This window comes from Campylobacter sp. CFSAN122748 (genome assembly GCF_045277125.1).
GTDB lineage: Bacteria > Campylobacterota > Campylobacteria > Campylobacterales > Campylobacteraceae > Campylobacter_D > Campylobacter_D jejuni.
Window position 1 is genome coordinate 1,135,002 of the sequence record NZ_CP116953.1, and the last position, 21,009, is coordinate 1,156,010.

General features: G+C 30.6%; 17 protein-coding genes and 2 pseudogenes. 2 read left to right on the forward strand and 17 right to left on the reverse strand.

Going from position 1 to position 21,009, the window contains the following annotated elements:
- Position 1: 1 nt before the first annotated feature.
- From gmk to cetC, 15 genes and pseudogenes are all read right to left on the reverse strand, one after another.
- A complete protein-coding gene (gmk, locus tag OT390_RS06000) occupies positions 2–625 on the reverse strand; it encodes a guanylate kinase (protein WP_002860253.1) in 624 nt (207 codons plus the stop codon).
- On the reverse strand, positions 622–2,265 hold the full coding sequence (locus OT390_RS06005) for a hypothetical protein (protein WP_052800189.1): 1,644 nt from the start codon (positions 2,263–2,265) through the stop codon (positions 622–624). The genes gmk and OT390_RS06005 overlap by 4 nt, the downstream gene beginning before the upstream one ends.
- Before the next feature lie 56 nt (positions 2,266–2,321).
- Positions 2,322–3,089: a flagellar biosynthetic protein FliR gene (gene fliR / locus OT390_RS06010; protein WP_002859266.1), complete on the reverse strand. Its 768-nt coding sequence runs from the start codon at positions 3,087–3,089 to the stop codon at positions 2,322–2,324.
- Positions 3,076–3,711 carry an ABC transporter ATP-binding protein gene (locus tag OT390_RS06015; protein ID WP_002867385.1) on the reverse strand — a complete coding sequence of 212 codons (636 nt, stop codon included), beginning with the start codon at positions 3,709–3,711 and terminating at the stop codon, positions 3,076–3,078. Before OT390_RS06015 ends, fliR begins: the two co-directional genes overlap by 14 nt.
- 12 nt (positions 3,712–3,723) lie before the next feature.
- Complete coding sequence (tsf, locus tag OT390_RS06020; protein WP_038401480.1) at positions 3,724–4,797, reverse strand: translation elongation factor Ts; 1,074 nt, start codon at positions 4,795–4,797, stop codon at positions 3,724–3,726.
- Complete coding sequence (rpsB, locus tag OT390_RS06025; RefSeq protein WP_002853455.1) at positions 4,797–5,588, reverse strand: 30S ribosomal protein S2; 792 nt, start codon at positions 5,586–5,588, stop codon at positions 4,797–4,799. The genes tsf and rpsB overlap by 1 nt, the downstream gene beginning before the upstream one ends.
- A gap of 115 nt (positions 5,589–5,703) precedes the next feature.
- Positions 5,704–6,865, reverse strand: a pseudogene (locus OT390_RS06030) (class I SAM-dependent methyltransferase).
- Positions 6,866–6,992: 127 nt separating this feature from the next.
- A complete protein-coding gene (locus OT390_RS06035) occupies positions 6,993–8,117 on the reverse strand; it encodes a cytochrome c1 (RefSeq protein WP_002871683.1) in 1,125 nt (374 codons plus the stop codon).
- Positions 8,114–9,364, reverse strand: coding sequence for a cytochrome bc complex cytochrome b subunit (locus tag OT390_RS06040; RefSeq protein WP_406611467.1), 1,251 nt, complete (start codon positions 9,362–9,364; stop codon positions 8,114–8,116). The genes OT390_RS06035 and OT390_RS06040 overlap by 4 nt, the downstream gene beginning before the upstream one ends.
- 1 nt (position 9,365) lies before the next feature.
- On the reverse strand, positions 9,366–9,869 hold the full coding sequence (gene petA, locus OT390_RS06045; RefSeq protein WP_002852880.1) for a ubiquinol-cytochrome c reductase iron-sulfur subunit: 504 nt from the start codon (positions 9,867–9,869) through the stop codon (positions 9,366–9,368).
- 90 nt (positions 9,870–9,959) lie between these two features.
- Positions 9,960–11,246 carry an arsenic transporter gene (locus tag OT390_RS06050; protein ID WP_052775754.1) on the reverse strand — a complete coding sequence of 429 codons (1,287 nt, stop codon included), beginning with the start codon at positions 11,244–11,246 and terminating at the stop codon, positions 9,960–9,962.
- On the reverse strand, positions 11,247–13,106 hold the full coding sequence (gene mnmG, locus OT390_RS06055) for a tRNA uridine-5-carboxymethylaminomethyl(34) synthesis enzyme MnmG (RefSeq protein ID WP_011049896.1): 1,860 nt from the start codon (positions 13,104–13,106) through the stop codon (positions 11,247–11,249).
- Positions 13,107–13,193: 87 nt separating this feature from the next.
- Entirely contained in the window at positions 13,194–13,691 is a 498-nt protein-coding gene (gene cetB / locus OT390_RS06060) for a bipartate energy taxis response protein CetB (protein ID WP_002777340.1), read from the reverse strand.
- A gap of 17 nt (positions 13,692–13,708) precedes the next feature.
- A complete protein-coding gene (gene cetA, locus OT390_RS06065) occupies positions 13,709–15,088 on the reverse strand; it encodes a bipartate energy taxis response protein CetA (RefSeq protein WP_002853772.1) in 1,380 nt (459 codons plus the stop codon).
- Between the two features lie 119 nt (positions 15,089–15,207).
- Entirely contained in the window at positions 15,208–15,702 is a 495-nt protein-coding gene (gene cetC / locus OT390_RS06070) for an energy taxis response protein CetC (protein ID WP_002854044.1), read from the reverse strand.
- Between the two features lie 269 nt (positions 15,703–15,971).
- Here cetC and OT390_RS06075 point away from each other — a divergent pair.
- Positions 15,972–17,347: pseudogene (locus OT390_RS06075) on the forward strand (cation:dicarboxylate symporter family transporter).
- On the opposite strand, the gene OT390_RS06080 reads toward OT390_RS06075, so the two are convergent.
- Complete coding sequence (locus tag OT390_RS06080) at positions 17,344–18,150, reverse strand: inverse autotransporter beta domain-containing protein (RefSeq protein ID WP_002859274.1); 807 nt, start codon at positions 18,148–18,150, stop codon at positions 17,344–17,346. The pseudogene OT390_RS06075 and the gene OT390_RS06080 sit on opposite strands and share 4 nt — an antisense overlap.
- Positions 18,151–18,291: 141 nt before the next feature.
- Between OT390_RS06080 and OT390_RS06085 the strand changes: the two genes are divergently transcribed.
- Positions 18,292–19,818, forward strand: a complete 1,527-nt coding sequence (locus OT390_RS06085) for an inorganic phosphate transporter (RefSeq protein ID WP_032586701.1) — start codon at positions 18,292–18,294, stop codon at positions 19,816–19,818.
- A 7-nt stretch (positions 19,819–19,825) separates the two neighbouring features.
- On the opposite strand, the gene OT390_RS06090 is transcribed toward OT390_RS06085, so the two are convergent.
- Positions 19,826–21,004: a metal-dependent hydrolase gene (locus OT390_RS06090; RefSeq protein ID WP_032586703.1), complete on the reverse strand. Its 1,179-nt coding sequence runs from the start codon at positions 21,002–21,004 to the stop codon at positions 19,826–19,828.
- Between the last annotated feature and the right edge of the window lie 5 nt (positions 21,005–21,009).

Genomic DNA, 21,009 nt, shown 5'->3' on the forward strand with positions numbered 1-21,009 from the left:
TTTATTCTCCTTCATTCCAAATATTTTGAATTTGCCCTAGATTCTGCCCTTTGGTTCTAAATTTATGGGCGATTAAAATCGCTCGCAATGCTTCATAACTTTGCTTTAACTCATCGTTAATGATAAGATAATCATACTCGCTAAGCTCTTTCATCTCATCACTAGCGTTTTGTAATCTTTTTTCTAGTTGTATTATTGTATCAGTATTTCGCTTAATAAGTCTTTTTTTTAACTCATCTTTATTTTTTGTAGTAATAAAAACAGAAACAATCTTATCAGCCATTTTTTTTCTGGCTATTTTAAATCCTTGCACATCAATATCAAAAACAACTATTTTTCCATTATCTAAAGCATTTTGAGTGTGCTTTAAAGAAGTACCATAAAAATTTTCATGCACTCTAGCCCATTCTAAAAAATGATCACTATCTATACCTTTTTGAAATTCTTCATGGGATATAAAATGATAATGTATTCCATTTTTTTCACCCTCTCTTGGTTTGCGAGTTGTTGAAGAAATAGAAAAATAAAGCTCATCTTCAAATTCATCAAAAAGTTTTTTTAAAAGAGTTGATTTTCCAGCACCACTAGGACCTGAAATCAACAAAACAAAACCTTGCAATTTCAATCCTCTTTAAAACTAATGTTTATATTTATATTCATATTCATACCCTTAAGAGCAGCTTTTAAGGTATCATCTTTAATACTTGAAGTGATCGCTCCTGCTATGCTTTGGCTAAGCTCATTAACTATCTCTTCGCTATTATCATCTTTAGTTACATCACTTACTATAGGCTCTTCATTTTTTTCTAAGATTTCCTCTCCAAGAGCTTCTTGTATATCACTTTCTTTCAATGTATCAAAATCACTTATATTTAAATTTGGCACAACCACTTCCTCTTCATTTGTTCCTAATTCTTTATCGTCTAAAATTGGTTCATCTTTAAAATCTTCTAAGACCTTGCTACTATTGTCACTATCAATACCATAATCAAGCTCATCAAGTTGAGCTAGTTCTTCTTTGATTTGATCTTGAGTACTCAAATTTGAAGCAAAATCATCTATTTCATCTTGAACATCTTCTTCCACAACAGGAGCAAACTCCTCTAAATTTTCCTCTGATTCTTCATTATATTTTGCTTGACCTAAAAATTCAGCATCCTCAGGAAGATCATCAAAATCCATTTCTTTTTCTTGCTCTTCAACCTCAGGAAGATCATCAAAATCGCTTATATTAGCTTGTAATTCTTTATTATCTTCTAAATCTTCATCATTTTTATCATCTAGCTCATCTAAACTAGGCTCAGTATCCAAAGCTGTATGTTCTTGGCTTAAGTCTTCTTTTTCACTTTCGCCATCTTCTAAAGTTAAATCTAAATCAATTTGAGTGTCTTCTTGAGTCTGTTCTTTAATTGTTTCTTGTTCTAAATTGTCATGTTCTAAATTTTGAGTTTCTAAAGTTTTGTTTGAATTATCATCTTGAGATTCGCTAAGCTCTTCTTGCATTTCTAATGTATTTGTTTTAGAATCGTCTAATAATTCTTGCTTTTCTATTTCTTCATTTTTATCATCTTCTTTGATTTCTAAATCTTCATCATTTTTATCATCTAGCTCATCTAAACTAGGCTCAGTATCCAAAGCTGTATGTTCTTGGCTTAAGTCTTCTTTTTCACTTTCGCCATCTTCTAAAGTTAAATCTAAATCAATTTGAGTGTCTTCTTGAGTCTGTTCTTTAATTGTTTCTTGTTCTAAATTGTCATGTTCTAAATTTTGAGTTTCTAAAGTTTTGTTTGAATTATCATCTTGAGCATCATCATCAAAACTCAAATCTTCCATTCCCTCTGAATTTATATCTAAAGAATTTTCATCAGGCAAATCATCTAAATTTAAATTATCTAAATCCAAGCTTATATCAGCATAAGGATTTTCATCATTGCTTAACATTGGCAAATCAATAGATGTATGCTTGTTCGCATCTTTATTATTAAGCAAATTTAAAAAATCTGTAGGTAAAAAAGGTTTTTGTAAAATTTGCGCATCTATATCTTCTACATTTTGATTTCGCGGGGCTAAAAAAATCAATCTATCGCATTTTTCTTTAAGAATTTTTAAAGGTGCTGGAGTATCACTATCTACAACAATCACATCATAATTACCCAAATTTTCACTATAAGCATTAAGTTCTTCAAAATCATAAGACATTTTTTTAGCACTAAGGCTTACAAGTCTTGAAACTACAGGGTTTTCATTTAAAAGTAAAATTTTCATCACTTTAATCCTTAAAAAATAATCGCTATTTTACGATAATTTCATTTATCCTTTCCTTAGGAGAAAAAAAGAGTTTGCATATGAGTAAAAAGTTCTAAAATTAAATTTTTAAAATATTGCATCATAACTAGTAAAATAGCAATCAAAACTACAAAACCTAGAGCTATCTTTATAGGATAGCCAATAACTAAAAGATTAAATTGTGGCATTGTTTTCATCAAAAGTCCAAAAATAACATCGGCTAAAAGTGAAATTCCAAGTATAGGAAAGCTCATAGTAAAACCTATGATGAAAATATTAAACATACCCATATTTAAATAATGCATTAAATTCTCATGCGGATAAAATCCACCTAAACTAATATAACCCAAAGAATGACTTAAAAACAAAAGCATTAAATGATGGCCATCAAAAGCAAGAAAAAACATCAAAGCAAGTAAATTTAAAATTTGTGCCGTAATAGGCATACTCGTTCCAGAACTTGGATCTAATATACTTGCCATAGTAAATCCCATAGTAAAAGCAATCTGCTCACCTGCCATCATAATAATAGCAAAAATAATTTGAAGCATTAATCCTGCTATCATTCCAAAAATCACTTCACTGATAAGCTGTAAAACAAAAAAACTATCTAAATGCAAAGATTCTAATCTAGCCAAAGGATATAAATACATAGTCAAAAATAAAACTATAGTACTTTTTATTACCATAGGAATAGAATTATGTGAAAAAAAAGGAAAAAAAACTATAAGACCACTCATTCTAGCAAGAAGCAACATAAAAGTTACAACATTTTTATCGCCTAAATAATTAACAAATTCCATTGACGTTTATAGTATAAATTTTATCACAAAAACTTGCGAGCTTACTATCGTGAGTTACAAAAAATAAAGCCGCATCATTTTCTTTAACATAAGAAATTAAAAGTTCGATAACATTTTTAGCATTATCAAAATCCAAATTTCCAGTTGCTTCATCAGCAAAAATAATCTTTGGTTTTTTACAAAGCACACGTGCGATACTCACACGCTGTTGTTGTCCGCCGCTAAGCTTTCCTATTTTTTGATGCAAAAGTGTATCAATACCTAACCTTTTTAAAATTTTCTCATCTAAATCTTGACCCGATAAAACACTAGCAAGTTCAATATTTTCTAAAGCTGAAAAACCTTTAAAAAGATAATGTGTCTGAAAAATAATACCAAAATCATAGCGGCGAATTTTTAATCTTTCGTTTTCATCCATCTGATAAAGATTAGAACCTTTAAAAAAAACTTCACCTTTTTTTGGAATTAATAAAGAAGAAAGTATATGCAAAAGAGTAGATTTACCACAACCGCTACTCCCTTGAATAGCAATGCAATCTTTAGTATTTAAAGTAAGATTTAAACCCTCAAAAAGCGGATAATCAAAACTATGGCTTAAATTTTCCGCTCTTAAGAGTTCCATTTTTAACCGTTTTTAAAGTTGTGCAGCAACTTCAGCCGCAAAATCTTCAGTTTTCTTTTCTAAACCTTCACCAACTTCAAAGCAAATAAATTCTACAATTTTAATTTTTCCACCAAATTCTTTTTCTTTTTCGGCAATTACTTGTTCTACAGTTTTTTTGTCATCCAGTACATAAAACTGACCCATTAAAGTAAGTTTGCTATCGAGTTGAGAATTATCGGCTATAAAGCTATTCATTTTACCTGGAATGATATTATCCCAAATTTTTTCAGGTTTACCTTGAGCTTTAAGTTCTTCTTTGATTTTTTCTTCAGCTTCTTTTAAAATTACATCGCTTAATTGTTTGCGACTTGCAAATTGAGGAATTTTATGTTCAGGTTTATTTGGATCTTTCAGTCTGCGTCTTTCTTCATTTTCTTTTTCAAGTTCAGCAACCAAAGCTTTGTATTCATTTTCAACAAAAGTCATATCCAAATCTTCATAACTTAAATAACTTGGTCTCATTGCTGCAATATGCATACAAATTTGTCTTAACAAATCTCTTGATTTTGAAGCCACTTCAGTGCTATCACAAGCTGCAGCGATCACAACGCCCACACGGCCATTTGTATGGATATAACCATTTACAACGCCGTTAGCACCTGCTTTTAAAGTTGCAAATCTTCTTACAACTAAGTTTTCTCCTATAGTTGCAATTTGACTTTTTAAATATTCTTCAAATTTTACACCATTAATCGTACTTGAGTGAAGCTCTTCCACACTTTGCAAGCTATTGCTTTGAATATGAGCTGTAGTATCTTTTGTTAAAGCGATAAACTGATCATTTTTTGCCACAAAATCTGTTTCGGAATTAATCTCACTTACAGTTGCGCTTGTAAAATCATCACTTACTTTTACACTTACTAAACCTTCTGCAGCAAGTCTATCTGCTTTTTTAGCAGCCTTACCTAAACCTTTTTCTCTTAAAAGTTGTACTGCTTTATCAAAATCTCCATTAGTTTCACTCAAAGCATTTTTACAATCCATCATCCCCGCGCCTGTACTTTCGCGGAGTTCTTTTACCATTGCAGCAGTAATTTCAGCCATTATTCTTGCTCCTCACCGAAGTCTTCTTCGCTCATCGCTTCATCTAAAACTTCTTTTTTCTCTTCATCGGTGATTTCTTTTTCTTCATTTGCTAAAGCTTCGCCATCTTGTTCTCTTAAAGCTTTTCCTTCATTAATCGCTTCAGCCATTTCTTGGCAGAAAAGTTGCACTGAACGAATTGCATCATCATTTCCTGGAATAGGATAAGTTACCAAGTCAGGATCGCAGTTTGTATCTAGTGGAGCTACAACAGGAATTCTTAATCTATTTGCTTCTTGAACAGCAATTTTTTCTTTTACTGTGTCAATAACAAAAATCATATCAGGTTGAGTTTTCATATAACGAATTCCACCTAAATAAGCTAATAATTTTTCTTTTTTTCTTGTAAGCATTAAAGCTTCTTTTTTAGTTAAAAGTTTAATACTTCCATCTTCTTCCATTTTTTCAATTACTTCTAATTTTCTAATTGATTGGCGAATGGTACCAAAATTTGTCATCATACCGCCAAGCCATCTATGATTTACATAAGGCATACCACATTTTTCAGCGTATTCTTTAATCGCTCCACCTGCTTGTTTTTTTGTCCCGACAAAAAGTATAGTTTTTCCTTCGGCAGCAGCGTCACGAACGATATTATAGGTATATCTAAAATATCTTAAAGTTTTTTGTAAATCAATTACATAAATACCTTTTCTCTCGCCAAAAATGAATTTTTTCATCTTTGGATTCCAGCGTCTTGTTTGGTGTCCAAAATGCACACCGCATTCTAATAAATCTCTCATACTAACCATGAGTTTCTCCTTATAAATTTAGCTTTATTCCTCCACATCCCTTAATTTACACAAGCTAAAAAGGATTGATGCGTGTGAAATGAAGCTAAGATTTTATCAAATTTAAGTTTAGTTTTTACTTATATATGTAGTCCTTGGTAAGACTTAGATTATTATTGATTTCTTTTGTGATTAAAAATTGAAACAAATCCACGCTTCCAACACGAAAAGCAGAGGCACAAGAACGAAGGTACAAATCCCACATTCTTATAAATTCTTCATCATATTTTTCCCTTACCTTGTCCAATACTTCGTTAAAATTTTCATCCCATAAATCTAAAGTTTTTGCATAGTGCATTCTTAAACTTTCTGCTAAAAGAAGATGAAAATCCCACTCACTCATAGCACTTACAACCTCTCTTAAAGAAGGTAAATATCCTCCTGGAAAAATATTTATCTATCCAAGCATTTGTTTTTCCTTCAAACATGGCTAAAATAGAATGTAAAAGCATAGAACCTCCAGGTTTTAACACTTGTTTTACTTTCATGAAATAAAGTCCTAAATTCTCTTTGCCTACATGTTCAAACATACCCACAGAAACAACTTTATCAAAATAATTTTCAAATTCTAAATCTTGATAATTTTGAAGTCTTATTTCTATTTTATCTTCAAGACCAAGTTCTTTTACTCTTTCCTTAGCTTTTTTACACTGCTCCTCTGAAATAGTAATTCCAACAACCTTAACTCCATACTTTTGAGCCGCCATAATAGAAAGCCAACCCCAGCCACAACCTATATCTAAAAGCTTTTCTCCTTCTTTTAAATCAAGTTTTTTAAGAGTATGTTCTATTTTGTTAATTTGAGCTTCATAAAGAGTATTATTAGGCTCTTTAAAATAAGCGCAAGAATAGCTCATAGTATCATCAAGCCAAAGCTTATAAAAATCATTACCTATATCATAATGACTTTTGATATTTTTACTTTCCTGTTTTTGGGCTATTTTACTCAAGATATCCTCTGTATTTTTTAAAAAACGCTTATTTGAAAAATAATACAAAACTTTAGCTATTTCATCATAATCACCTTCTATTTCTAGTTTAGACTCCATATAATGTTTTGCAAAAACTAAACTCGTATCACTAAATAATTTTAAAAAAGGTATTTTTTCTTTGAAAATTAAAGAAAATTTAGCAGGCTGATTACCCACATGAAATTCTTCTTGATCCCAAAATACAATTCTAAAATTTCCATAATTCCATTTTGAAAGAATAAATTTAATCATTTGTTTTTCAAGCATGACATACTCCAACTAATAAAAATTATTATTTGATAGTATCTCTTAATTATGTTTAAAATTTGATAAAATTGAAGAAAAGATAGAATTTTTGCCACAGATATAAAATAGTGGCAAAAATTTTATAATATTAATGTAATTTAGACCAAACAGAACGCTTCCAACCTATAGCAAAAATACTTAAAATTACAAAGAATATCATTACATAAATTCCTGTAGTTTTTCTTTCTTCTTTTTTGCTATCACCCACTTGATCAATATAAGATACAACCTTAGCCTGTGCAGCTTCTGTTAAACCTACCCTTGGCATAGCGGTTCCTGGAAGAAGTTTTTGAGTATTATTAATAAAATCATGTAAATATTGCTCACCACGAGATCTTATCATCATAGAAAGATCAGGTGGAACAGAACCTAAATAAGTTTTTAAATCATTTTGATTTGATGGAGTAAAAAAGCTATCGTATTTCATATCATGACAACGTCCGCAAGCCTCAATAAAAGTTGCTTTATCTTTAGCAAATTTTATATCTTTTTCCATTAAAGCTGCTTTTTGAGCACTATTTTCCATTTTAGCATATTTTGCCTCAACATCTTTCTTAATAGTAGCATCTTCATTGGCTTCAAATTTAACACTCACATCTTTAAGATAAGCAATTACATTGGCTATATTTGCATTTGTAGCTTCTTCACTTTCTCCTGAAGTATCTTTATTGTAAGCTGTCATAATAAAAGCATCACCAAATTTATGATCTACTTTTAAAGCAAGCGCAGGATGAATAATCAAAGCTGCTAAAAATTTTTCATCAAAAATAGCACCAGCTGCACTAAGATCAGGCGGTATTACTCCCATAGAAGAATCAGTAATATTAGCTGCTATTCCATCTTCTTTTACACCATGACATGCAAAACAGTTATTTTCAAAAAATTCTTTACCTTTTTTTGCATCACCCTTAGCAAAATCGATCTTTGCAACATCTGCCCAAAGTGTTTCAACCTTGCTTAATTCTTCTTTTGCTTTTTCAAGTTCTTTGTTTGCACTCTCTATTCTTTTAGCATCTCCTGAAGCTTGTGCATCTTTTAGAGCTAATTCTTTAGCTTCAACTATACCTTTTGCAAAAGTAGTATCTTCAACAGCAAAATCAAAATTTGCAGGAGCAACATGAGGCTTCATCACTGAATGAGCATAAGGCTCTACCCCCCAATATACAAGTGCAGTAAAAACTACTACAACTAAAAATATTTTTATTTCTCTCATTGTTTAGCTCCTTTTCTCTCCATAATAGTAATAACCGGTAAAACTACAATAAGTAAAAGTAAAAATACTATAGAAGCGTAAAATCCTACCCAAGCATTTACACCTGTTGGAGGTAATTTTCCATAAACTGTTAAAACAATTAAATCGATAAGCAATATCCAAAACCAAATGAAAAATAAAGGTCTTTCATGAGCTGGTTTTACCACATCACTTCTATCAAGCCAAGGAAGCAAGAAGAAAATCACTTGAGCAATACCAAATGCAGCCAAACCTATATCAAAAGCTTTAATACCTGCAATATCAAAGAAAAATCCTCTTAAAACTTCATAACTCCATAAGAAATACCACTCAGGATAAATATGAGCTGGTGTTTTAAGCGCATTAGCTGGATCAAAATTAATTGGATCCATTGCAAATTCAAATTTAAAACAGACCAAATAAAAGAAGAAAATCATAAAAAAGCTTATATACATAAAATCTTTTGATAAAAATCCTGGCCAAAAAGGAATCACTTTAGAACCCTTTGTGTCACCTGTCATGTATTTTTCAGCCTCTAAATCAAAGTCAAGTTCTTCAGAAATTTCATTATTAACATGAGGAATTCTTAAAGAATAGAAGTGAAATGCTATAATAGCAATGATAACTATAGGAAGCAAGCACACATGAAGCATAAAAAATCTTGTTAAAGTTGGATCAGAAACCGCATAATCTCCACGAATCCAAATCACAAGCTCAGAGCCAATAAATGGTATCCCTCCAAAAAGATTAGTGATTACTTGAGCTGCCCAATAACTCATTTGTCCCCAAGGAAGCATATACCCACTAAAAGCTTCAGCAGAAAATACAACAAACAAAAGCATACCGCTAACCCAAATCATCTCACGACCTTTTTTATAAGAACCGTAATAAATTCCTGTTAGCATATGTATGTATATAATCAAAAATACAACAGAAGCGGCAACACCATGCATGTGACGCCAAAGCCATCCATAGTCCACCTCTTGCATAATAGTCTTATTCACACTATCAAAAGCAAGTGCAGTATCTGGTTTATAATACATCACAAGTAAAAGTCCTGTAACAAAAAGCACTGCAAAAAGAGTGGTTAAAATAACCCCCATTGCCCAAAGAAAGTTAATTTGCTTTGGTATCCAATACTTTACCATTAAAACATCAAGCAGTTTATGTACCGCAAGTCTTTGATCAAGCCAATCTACAAGACCATTAGCTTTTCTAATTTGTGCCATCTTAAGCCTCCGCTATCATTTTTTTATATTCAGGACCCTCTTCACCTAAAACAAGCTTGGTTCCATCAATTTTAAAAGGAGGAATTTCAAGAGGCTTTGGAGGAGGTCCAAAGACATTTTTTCCACTTGTGTCAAATTCTCCACCATGACAGGCGCATTTAAACAATTGCTCACTTGGTTGGTAAGCAGGTATACAACCCAAATGCGTACAAAGTCCTATAACCACAGTATAAGCTGCGTTATCTACCACAACATCACGTTTTTCATCTTTTGGCATACTCGCATCTTTTTTTAATATAAAAATAGGCTTTTTACGCCATTCTATAGTTCTAAGCTCTCCATCTTGCATTCCTGATAAATCTACTGTAGTAAAACCTGCAGCTTTAACACTTGGAAGCGGATCCCAAGTTTTTTTCATCGCAACAAGTGAGAAAACACCGCCTACAGCAGCTACGCTTCCAAATGCAAAGCCCATAAAGCTTCGTCTACTCTCAGATGTAGCCATAACTTGCTCCTTTCGATTTTATTTTTTAACCAAGTTGAAAGTTTATCGAAATTAAAATAAATTTTTTCTTTGTTTAACAAGTTTTGATATTTAGACAATAAGAGCAAAAAGAGAAAAAACAAGCACAGGTAAAGTTATCAAAAAGCCAAATTTACAATATTGCCAAAAAGAAATATTAATGCCTTTTCTAGCCAAAACTCCAAGCCAAAGCAAAGTTGCTAAAGAACCTATTGGCGTAAGTTTTGGACCTATATTTACACCTAAAAGATGTGCATAAATCATCAAAGAATCAAAAGAAAAATTCTCAAAATATTCTTTTAATGCCAAATCTCCGATTAAAACCATAGGCAAATTATTAAACACAGAAGATCCAAAAGCTGAAATCAAAGCCACACCAAAAATTCCACTCTTATCTTGCATCAAAAAAGCATAGCTTTTAACCAAAATTTCACTCACACCTATTTTATGTAAAGCAAAAACCACCATATAAAGCCCAAAACTAAAAAGCAAAACTCCATAAGGTGCTTCAAAAAGAATTTTAATACTTTTTTTACCTTGAATTTTTAAAATAATAAGCCAAAAAATTCCCGCCCAAAGCAAAGTAAAAAAACTTATTTTAATATTAAAAATTTCACCTATAAAAAAACTGATAACAAAAAGAAATAAAAATACTATGCAAAGAAAAAACAATTTCAATGAAATTTGCTCTTTTTTGATTAATTTAAATTCAAGCCTTTTAGGTAAAACTCTCACATAAAGCACAAAAACCGTAACTATAGTAGAAAGTAAAACAAAAAAATTTGGCAAAAACATATTTTTAGCAAATTCTAAAAATTCTATCTTAAAATAATTTGCTGTGATGATATTGGTTAAATTTGAAATAACCAAAGCGTTTGAACTTGCATCACATAAAAAAGAAAGGCTAAGTAAAAAAGAACTTAAAATAAAAGCATGATTTTTACAATCTTTAAGAGTTGAAAATAAAGCTATAATAATAGGTGTAATGATTAAAATCGCTCCATCGTTAGCAAAAAATGCAGAAAGAAAAAATACAAAAATCAACAAAAATAACATCATTTTTTTTGTACTGATATAAATTTTTTCTTGATTTTTCTCTCTAGAAAAATACAAAATTTTACTCGCAATAAAATCAAAAAATCCCAAAGCTTCCAAGCTAAAAGAAAGGATAATCAACCCAACCAAAGTTAAAGAACTATCCCAAACCAAAGAAAAAACAAAACAAGCATCTTTAAAATCTACCAATTGAAAAATAAAAACAAAAAAAGCCCCCAAGCTAGAAAATACCCAAATAGGTAAATTCCATGGACGCCAAAAAAGTAAAACTAAAGTAGATAAAAAAATAAAAAAAGCAAGCATTTAAACTTTTTTCTTTTGCATTTTGATATAAATTTGTAAAATATCTAACGCTGCAGGAGTGATTCCACTGATTTGACTTGCAGCAAAAATGGTTGGCGGTTTATGATGATTAAGTTTTTCTACAACCTCATTACTCAAACCACTTACACTTTTAAAATCAAAATTTTCAGGAATTTTAAGCTCACTAAGATTTTTCATTTTTTCTACTTGAGCTTTTTGCATACTAATGTAATGATAATACTTTGCCTCATTTAAAATCTCTCTTAAGGAGTAATGATCCATAGTTTCAAATATAGGGTCAAGTTTTTTTAATTTTTCTATATCAAAACTTGCTCTTGCGACAATTTTTTGAAGATTGACTATAGAAGAAATTTTATCTTCTCCCAAACTCTCTAAAAAAGCATTGTTTTGGTTATTGGGCGTGAATTCTTTAGAAAGTAAAAATTCAAGTCCTTTTTGAAGATTGTTTGCGATATTTTGTATATAAGTAAAATCTTGCTCGCTTAAAAGCCCCAAATCATAGCCATATTTTCCAAGTCTAAGTATAGCATTTTCTTCCCTTAAAAGCAGTCTAAATTCTGCTCTTGAAGTAAACATTCTATAAGGTTCTTTTGTACCTTTTACTACTAAATCATCGATTAAAACTCCTATATAAGCTTCATCACGCCTTAAAATCAAAGGCTCTTTCATATCTATGCTTAAGCTTGCATTGATTCCCGCCATAAAGCCTTGTGCTGCAGCCTCTTCATAACCCGTAGTTCCATTAATCTGTCCTGCACAATAAAGATTTTTAATCTTTTTAAGTTCTAAAGTATGCTTAAGTTCAGTTGGCTCTATATAATCATATTCTATAGCATAACCAAAACGGGTTATTTTAGCATTTTCAAAACCTTTTACAGAGCGCAACATTTGAGTTTGTACTTCATAAGGTAAAGAAGTAGAAAAACCGTTAATATAATACTCCGTCGCATCGATAGTTTGAGGCTCTATAAAAAGATGATGACTTTCTTTGTCGCTAAAACGATTGATCTTATCTTCTATAGAAGGACAATACCTTGGCCCCACACCTTCAATCTGTCCCGTAAAAAGTGGAGCACGATAAAAATTATTCTTAATAATCTCATGTGTAGTTGTATTAGTGCGTGCAATATAACAAGGAAGTTGAGTAGGATTAAAATTTCTTGAACGAAAACTAAAAGCTTTAGGATTTACATCACCATCTTGAATTTCAAGCACACTAAAATCAATGCTTTTTGCATCTACTCTTGGGCAAGTTCCTGTTTTTAAACGTCCCATTTTTAAACCCAAAGTTTGCAGATAATTTCCTAAATTTACCGAAGCAAGCTCCCCTACCCTTCCTGCTTGAAGTTTATTTTCACCTACGTGAATAAGTCCATTTAAAAAAGTTCCTGTTGTTAGGATGACTTTTTTGGCAAAATATATATTTTCTAAATTTGTTTTTACGCCTTTAACTTCATCATTTTCTACGATTAAAACACTCGCTTGTTCTTGAGAAATTTCTAAATTTGGAAGTTTTAAAAGTTTATTACGTGCAATGATACGGTATTTATCCATATCAATTTGTGCCCTACTTCCTTGAACGGCTACACCCTTACTTTCATTTAAAATGCGAAATTGTATCCCTGCTTCATCGGTGATTTCACCCATAAGACCACCCATGGCATCAAGTTCTTTTACCAAATGCCCTTTAGCAAGTCCACCTATGGCTGGATTACAACTTGCCGCTCCTATTTGCTCAATCAATGTAGTTAAAAGTAAGGTTTTTTTACCCATTCTAGCAGCAGCAGCACTTGCTTCAACACCTGCATGTCCACCACCTATAACAATGACATCAAACATATTTTGCCTTGAAAAATGTGAATTTTTAAAAGAAAGATTATATAATACTTAGACTTAAAACAAACTCGTTTTAAGTCTAACAAAAATTTATTTAGCTTCTTGAAGAGAAAAGATTAGCTCATTATAAGTTTTATCTGCATCTTTGCAGAAATTTTTAAGCATCTCAACACCCTTATTTAAGCCTTGTTGCTGTTCTGCTCTTAAAAGATCGCTATAAAGACTTTCTATTGTAGAAATAGCGCTTTTATTTGGCATACGACGAACGGAATAATAGCCTATGATATTATTATTAACATCTATTGATGGGGTTACATTTGCAAAAACCCAATAGTAATTGTTATCTTTGGTTTTATTTTTTACGTAAGCAAAAATTTCTTTGCCTTCTTTCATATAATCCCATAAATATTTAAAAACAGTTTTTGGCATCTCTTCATGTCTTACTATGTTATGAGGTTTATTTAAAACTTCACCCATGGTATAACCTGCATATTTTAAAAAATCATCATTTGCATAAACTATTTTACCTTTTAAATCTGTTTTAGAAGTAATTAAACTATCTTCTTGTAAAAAAATTTCTCTTGACATTTTCCCACCCTCTTAATTTATATTTTTAATTTTGCTAAGATTTCAGCACTTCTTTGCTCTAGTGATTTAATATCATTTACAATCGCATCATAAGCTTTTTGATCGATATAATCTTGACTTGATTCTTCTATTGCTTTTTTAGCATTATCTTTTATAAATTCTTTAGCTAAATTTAACTCAGTTTCAGAACTAAGCTCATTAATAACACCTTGAGCTCTCTCATCTTGACAAAGATTAGAAATTGGATCTACACTTTCAAGATTGAAATTTTGAGCCCCATTTAAATTTAAATATATATTTGATTTATAAAGAATATGATCGATTTTAACCACAGACAAAATCAATCTCTTTGCAAAGGATCCAAAATTAACACCAAGAGCGCTACTATTTTCTTCTAGACGTTTAAAAGCTTGAGAAAATTTATTAATTCTTTCTTCAGATTCACTAACAATGTTAAAAACTTGCTCACTGCCACTTTGGATATTTACAAAATCTTGTTGCATAGTCTGAATTGCAATAGAAATTTCGCTTGTAGATCTTTGAGTTCTTTCTGCTAACTTTCTAACTTCATCAGCCACAACCGCAAAGCCCCTACCATGCTCTCCTGCACGCGCAGCTTCAATAGCAGCATTTAAAGCTAGAAGATTGGTTTGATCGGCTATATCACGTATTACTTCAACCACTGAAGTGATATTTTGTGAATTAGCCACAAAAGTTTGTACTGTCTCCTTGCTCGAATTTACAACATCCATTAAAGAACCCATAGCACTTTGAAGAGAATCCACCTCTGAACCATTTTCTGTAGCTGTATGAGAAATGGCATCCACTGTATCATATACATTTTTCATCATGCTAATATCTTGATTTAATGAGCTAGAAATTTGAGACATGTCTTTATTTTGATTTCCAAGGCTTAAATCCATTAAAGTTCTTGATAAAGCATTTTTAAAAGTAGATCTTGCTGTCACTTCTATGTTTGCTAAAGCTTTATTTATAAATTCGATATTATGAGCAAAAATTCCTTTTAAACCTTCAGGCAAAGCCTTGCGATAAAATTCACCTTTTTGAGAACAAGAAATAGAAGTATTAATTTCCCTTAAGTAAGCTTCTAGCCCATCAATAGTATTGTTAAGATTATCTGCTATTTCGGCTAATTTTTTGCTTTTTGTTTTTACATAGATGATTCTATTGTCAAAATTTCCTTCTTTTAACTCTCTACAAAGAACCAAAAGTTTATCTATCATAATTTGCTCATCTTTGTGTTGTCTAAGCAAATAAACCATTAAAACAGCGATTAAAACAAAAATTATCGCTCCAACAAAAATATGAATAAAAATGACACCTAAAACACCGATAATACTTAGAAAAATAGTTAATAATAATCCATTTTTCACCATAAATTTACCCCTTTTATTGAAAATTTTTTGAAATCATAAATCAAAACAATACTTTAACAATATATTACTTTAATTTCTAGGTGAAAATTATACAATAAAAAAGATTAAATATATCTTATTTAATTATTTTCTTGTAGCTTAAAAATAAGTTCATTATAAGTCATTTTATAAGAACTTACAATATCCATTAAAGCTGAAACTCCAGCATTAATACCTGATTTTTTCTCTTTTTCAAGTAAAATTTTATAAACTTCTTCAATTATAGAAAGAGATTTTCTATTGGGTGCACGACGAACAGAATAATAATTGATGATATCTCCATTAGTATCAAATGAAGCACTTACATTTGCAAAAACCCAGTAAAAACTACCATCCTTAGCTTTATTTTTAACAAATGCAAAAATTTCTTCTCCTTTTTGAATATAATCCCAAAGACATTTAAATACAGTACGTGGCATATCTTCATGTCTTACTATATTATGAGGTTTATACAAAAGTTCACCAACTTTATAACCTGCGTATTTTAAAAAGTCATTATTGGCATAAATGATATTCCCCTTAAGATCTGTTTTAGAAGTAATTAAAGCATTTTCAGACAAAACTATTTCTTTCATAATTTAAAACATCCCAATAAAACAAATAAATCAAAAATAGAATTATTACCAATAATAAATAACAAAAAGCAAACTGAATTACAAAATTATAAAATTTTCAAAAATATTTTAAATTTTATAATACAAATAATGAGAAATTTTGTAACATTTATATAAAAAATTGTCATATCATATTAAAAGAAATTATTTCTAGATTTGTTTTTTTGTTAAAATTTACAATACGCATTGTTAAAATTATATTTTACAAAGATCAAAAGGAGTGAATAAACTTGGAAACTTTAAGTCAAACTTTAGCTGAAAGAAAACCGCCTTTATATAAACGTATTATCAAAAGTCTTGGATTTTGGGTGATTATAGGCATTATTGCAGTATTGCACTTGGCTATACAGATAAAGAATTAGCCATTGCTAGCAAACCAGGAGTTGATTATTTTATAGGTGCTTTAAAGGTTCTTATAGGCCCTATTATTTTTGTTACTTTGGTTTTGGGCATCATTAGTCTTGAAAGTTTAAAAAAGTTAGGTAGTATTGGTGCTAAAGCGGTTATTTACTTTGAAGTTGTAAGTACTTTAGCACTTGCCATAGGTATTTTTATGGCAAATGTTATGCAACCAGGTCATGGAATGAATCTTGATCCAAGTCAACTTGATACAAAAAGCGTTCAAAAATACATTTCTCAAACCACAGAAGTAAGTGCGAGCTCTGAGATTATGCATATTTTAAAAGATGCTATGCCTACTGATATTATCACGCCTTTTACAGAAGGAAAAACCATACAAGTTTTAGTTATTGCTATAATTACTGCTTTGATTATTTCTTTAATGAGAATAGAAGACAAACAGGCAATTCAAAGAGTTTTTGAAGTGGTACAAAATTTTGTTTTTAAAATTCTACAAATCATTATGTATTTTAGTCCTATTGCCGCCTTTTCAGCAATGGCTGTACTCATAGCTCAATACGGAATTGGCTCTTTGATCAACTTAGCATATTTACTTTTAGTAATGCTGATTTCATGTCTTATTTTTATATTTGGAATCTTAGGTCTGATTTGTTATTTTGCAAAAGTAAATATCTTCAAATTTATGAGATTTATCTCAAGAGAAGTATTGATCGTTTTTGCAACCAGTTCAAGCGAGTCTGCACTTGCTCCTTTAATGAGAAAACTAGAAAAAGCAGGACTTTCTAAAGCAACAGTCGGACTTGTTTTACCAACGGGATATAGTTTTAATCTTGATTGTACAAATATTTATCTAGCTATGAGCTTAATCTTTCTAGCACAAGCTTTCAATGTAAATTTAAGCTTAGCACACGAAATCAGTATTTTAATAGTATTAATGATAGCTTCAAAAGGTGCAGTAGGTGTAACTGGATCAGGTTTTATAGTGCTTGGAAGTACGCTTGCGGCTCTAGGAAATATGGAAATTTCAGAAGCAAATGCAACCTTAGCACAAGTTCTACCAGTAGCTGCTATAGGTGTTCTTTTAGGTGTTGATAAATTTATGTCTGAAATGAGAGCGGTTGGAAATCTTTGCGGAAATTCAGTAGCAGCTTTAATCGTTGCTATCTGGGATAAACAAATTGATTGGGAAAAATTCCGCTACGCTATGGACAATCCAGAAAAATTTCATAATGCTGGAATGAACTAATGAGTTCTTTGGAGGAAATCATATCGATTAACCTCCTCTAAAGTATTATCTTTTTTTCTAAATTGCTTTAAAAAACTTTCATTGAAATTAAAACTAAATCCAACTTGAACAACAGTATCATCAACAGTCTCTCTTGCACTATAATCACGACGCAATAAATTTAAACTAAATACACTATAAGGAGAGTAAGATACTTGATAATTAGTTTTATCATTATCCTTACTTATATCAAAAGCAAAAGCGGTATAAGTTGGAATTACAAAACTCATTCCAAGCTGTAATTTTTTTTCTGCTTCATTGGGTATATAATAATTACTATAAGCCTTTATAAATTTACTATAACCAAACTCTGTACCAAAGCTTTTAGTATCTTTTTGTTCTTTTTGTTTATCAATAAAACCATTAACTCCAAATAAAAAATCATCTTTTTCATAACGATTGATTAAACCCCCTGAGTAATTATAATTATCTTGAGCCACAAAAAGTTCTTTTTGAAAAAGCAAAGAATTATTCTCCCCCTCATAAAGAGAACTTAAATTTTTAACCTGCGCATTTTCATTTTGAAAATCTAAATTCCCATCTGTTTTATCTATACCATTATTATTTTCTAAAGTTTTTGAAAGTAAGCTATCAAAAGTGCTTTTAAAATCCACATTCTCTTCTTGAATTTTTGGAGCTTCTTTGGTATTTTTATAATCAAAGTGCTCCCAAGAATTTTGATTATTATTTTTTGCTAAAGCCTCTGTAAGTTCATCGGCATTGAGTAAAGAAAACAATGCTATTATATAAAAAATACCCCTCATTATTCTTATATTCCTTATTATTTCTTGTTTGAGTATTTATTATAAAAAAATAATATAAATAAAAATTCCACAAAGACTAAAAAATAAAATTAGCAAATTTAAAGTAAATAAGTGTATAATTAAAATAAAAAAGGGTTATTAATGCAAAAAGACAACCTCATAGCTTTTGTTATTTTTATTATCAGTACTATCGCATTTGTTATTTGGGGATTTGGTTATATTTCGCAACATCAACTGATTCTTTTTATTCTTGCTTCTATATTTGGTATTTTTATGGCATTTAATATAGGTGGAAATGATGTAGCTAATTCTTTTGGAACAAGCGTTGGCGCAAAAACAGTAACCATTAAACAAGCTTTAATTATAGCAGCTGTTTTTGAGCTAAGCGGGGCAATCTTCGCAGGCGCAGAAGTTACTAAAACCATACGCAGCGGTATTGTTATTTTTCCAAATTCTTTAGATCCTATGCTTTTTGTTATCATTATGCTTGCTGCACTTTTAAGCTCTGGGGTTTGGATTTTTATTGCAACCAAGAAAGGCTTACCTGTATCAACCACACACAGTATAGTTGGTGGGATTGTAGGTGCTAGCATTATGATGGGGCTTTTAAAATTTGATGGGATCCAAACACTCTCTATGGTTAAATGGAGTGAAATTTTAAGAATAGCTATTTCTTGGGTAGCTTCGCCTCTTTTAGGGGGTATTGTAGCTTATATTATTTATTCATATATTGATAAAAAAATTTTAAAACCATCAGAAAAACTAAATGATGATTTGAAAAATATCAAAAAAGAAAGAAAAAAATTCAAAGAAGAATATTTTTTAAATTTAAAAACAAAATCCCAAGAAGAACAAATCAAAGAACTTTCCGCTATAGCTTTAGATGAGGAAGAACAGGCAAATAATTTCTATAGAAATAAAATGAAGGAATTTAAGGATCAAGAAAAAGATATAGATATTTACTCTATTTTAAAAACTCATATGCCAATCATTGCTTGTATTGCTGCTGCTATCATTTCGGCAATGTTTTTATTTAAAGGTTTAAATAATGTTAGCACTTTGGATATTTTACAAAACTTTTGGATTATCGGAATTATAGGAACTATAAGTTATGTTGTAACATTTGCTATAGTCAAAATCGTTAAAAAAACAGAACTTAATAAAACTACTGATAGAATTTTCTCATGGTTTCAAATATTTACAGCCTCTAGTTTTGCATTTTCACACGGAGCCAATGATATAGCCAATGCTATAGGTCCTTTTGCAGCGATTTTAGATGTCTTAAAAAACGGCACAATTAACGCGACTTCTCCTGTACCTTTTGCTGCTTTAGCTATGTTTGGAGTTGCTCTAGTTGTAGGACTTTGGTTTTTAGGTAAAGAAGTGATTACTACAGTGGGTTCAAAACTTGCAACCATACGGCCTACTACTGGATTTTCTGCAGAACTTGGTGCAAGTATAGTTATACTCTTAGCTACACAATTTGGAATTCCTGTTAGCTCCACCCATATACTCATAGGTGCTATCTTGGGTATAGGAGTGTATAATAAAAACGCAAATTGGATTATGATGAAGCCTATAGGATTAGCTTGGATTATCACTTTACCAGCCGCTGGTATTATGGCAGCACTTGTATTTTTAGGATTTAAACTATCTTTAGGAATTTAAGTAAAGCTTATTTTTCTAAAATATTTTTTCCTTTAATTATATGCATTTTAATCTTTCCAAAAAGTTTATCCTCAGAATAAAGAGAACTTTTTGGAGCAACAATTTCTTCATTCTCATCAAAAAGAACTAGATTAGCTTCTTTTCCGACTTCTATAACTCCACTATTTAAACCTAAAAATTCACTAGAATTTTTACTTGTAAATTGACAAAGCTCTTGCCAATTTAAAAATCCTTCTTTGATTAAAAAAGTATAACAAAGACTTATAAATTCGCATATGCTATGAATTCCAAAAGCCGCTTCATCAAAAGCTAAATCTTTTAAAGAAATTGATTTTGCACTATGCAGGGAAGTCAAAAAGCTAATTTTTCCTTCTTTTAAAGCCACTCTTAAAGCCAAAACATCTTCTTTGCTTCTTAAAGGTGGCATAAGTTTCGCAGCCGTATTAAAATCTTCACAAGCACTATCATCTTTGATAAGATGATGAATGCTTACAAGTTTTAAATCCTTTTCATCTAATAATACTAAAGAATCTTTCAAACTTAAAAGATCAAAAATGACCTTATTTTCATAAAATTTAGCCAATTCTTTCATTTTAGCTATCTGGCTAGTTTCAGCGATTTTACTCATGCCTATAAGCCCTAGCTCAAAACTCATTTCACAATCATTCATCACTCCATTATCATCAAAATCCTTATCATAACAACGCACAAAAATTGGAGAGTCTTTCATAAAAGCATATTGTGAACTTACTTTTAAAGTATTTGCATCTAAAGAGCTGTCAAGCTCTAAAGCACAAGCACCTTTATTTAAAAGAGTGGCTAAATTTTTAAGCTTACCGTTTGCATCCTTAACCCGCACGCTTGAAAAAATTTGCATCTTTCTTTGAGCTACATTTTGTAAAAATAAAGCAAAATTTTCTTCATCAAAATCCATGCAATCACGCAAAACTATACTAGAAATTCCTCCTTTTAGACACTCATTTTCTAAAAGTTCTAAATTAGCTAAAGAAAATTTATCGTTTTTTAAACTCACACACAAATCTACAAAAGATGGAAGTAAAGTCATACCTTTAGCATCTAAAATTTCTTCACCTTGTAAATTAGAACCAATATTGGTAATTTTTCCTTCTTTAATCTCTATATCTTGTAAAGAATCTCCATAAATTTTTGCATTTTTAATTATCATGATTT